Genomic DNA, 1,474 nt, shown 5'->3' on the forward strand with positions numbered 1-1,474 from the left:
TTAAGGCGTATATCTTTCAAAAAGACAAAATTATCCCTGTTATGATGTCCTAAGAGCGCATTTTTTCAGGTTATGTGCCATAGCAAGCAATGCCGTTTCTACTTCGGCCTTGGCTTTGCCACGCAGGTTGTACCTGCGGAAGCCTTTATTGTTTTTTATCTGTGCAAAGACTGTTTCTACGTCGTGGCATCTTCGCTTTCGGAGTTCTTTTCCTCTGTCAGTTATAAGCAGGTTATAAGCTTTTGTTCGTAACTGCGCCACTTCAGGGCTGGATAATGAAGTGCTGGGCACACCGGTTTTAGTGTCTTTGTCGAAGTAATTATATTTCACATAGGCCTGAAGGCCTTCATTTTCAAGCAAGGTATAATTCTCTTGTGAGCCATAGCCTGCATCTGCCACAAGCTCTTCGGGAAGTTTTTGGTATAGTTCTTTAAAAGTCTTTATGTGTTCCGGCAGTGTCCTTGTATCATTGGGGTTGGGATGTAGTGAGTAATGTACGATAAACTGATTGTGGGTGCTTATCTGTAGGTTATACCCAGGCTTGAGCTGCCCGTTCTTCATGTGGTCTTCTTTCATCCGCATAAAGGTAGCATCGGTATCGGTCTTGCAAAAACTATTGCGGTTGCCCATGATCTGCTGTTGTCCGGCATATTTCTCAAGGTTTGCAGGCCAGTTCTTACGGGCATAGTTAAGCTTCTGACGTATTTTAGGGCATATCTTTTTACCTTTAAGGGCAGTATCTATCTTCTCAATAGTCTTTTCAACGGCATCCCTGTCAATAGCCTTAAATTCAACTTCTGTCTTATCCTCAGATTCAGCAGCAGCAACTTCCTGAGTATATCGCCACAAATCCTGCAACTGTTCCTCTATACGCTTTTTATTCCTTTCAATAGACCTGCCCCATACAAAGGTGTACCGGTTGGCATTGGCCTCTATCTTGGTGCCATCGGTAAAAACGGTTTTAAGGCTCACATGCCCCTGGGATTCTAAAAGCAGGACAACCTGGGTAAAAATGCTTTGTATCTCATCTTTAAGTCGCTCGCTCCTAAAGCGGTTTATCGTGTTGTGGTCGGGGCGGCTCATCCCGCTTAACCACATAAAATGGATATTCTGCTTCAAGGCTTCTTCAAGCCTACGGCTTGAAAAAATATTGCACAAATAACCATAAACCAACACTTTAAGAAGCATACGGGGATGGTAGCTGGAAGTGCCTCCTGGCTTGTAGTTTTTGATGAGACATTGCAGGTCAAGACCGTCAATCACATCGGAAACGGTCCTTACAGGATGATTCTCTTCTATCAGCTCCTCCAAACTTGGAGGGAGTAGAAAATTTTGCTTGGGATTGTAATCTTTAAAGACTACTTTTGATTTATTATACACACCGCAAGTTAACAAACTTGCAGAATAAAGGGAACCCGCGGGCTCCCTTATTTGTTTAAAAAAAATAGGGCTGACTCACTTTTGAGACAGCCCC

Annotated in this window: 1 protein-coding gene; it reads right to left on the reverse strand. The window is 43.2% G+C overall.

The features are described 5' to 3' along the window. Positions 1-39: 39 nt before the first annotated feature. Positions 40-1,380 carry an IS1182 family transposase gene (locus tag ABS766_RS16700; protein WP_408086337.1) on the reverse strand — a complete coding sequence of 447 codons (1,341 nt, stop codon included), beginning with the start codon at positions 1,378-1,380 and terminating at the stop codon, positions 40-42. Positions 1,381-1,474 lie beyond the last annotated feature (94 nt).

The sequence above is a fragment of the Flavobacterium rhizosphaerae genome (genome assembly GCF_046000445.1).
Classification (GTDB): domain Bacteria; phylum Bacteroidota; class Bacteroidia; order Flavobacteriales; family Flavobacteriaceae; genus Flavobacterium; species Flavobacterium rhizosphaerae.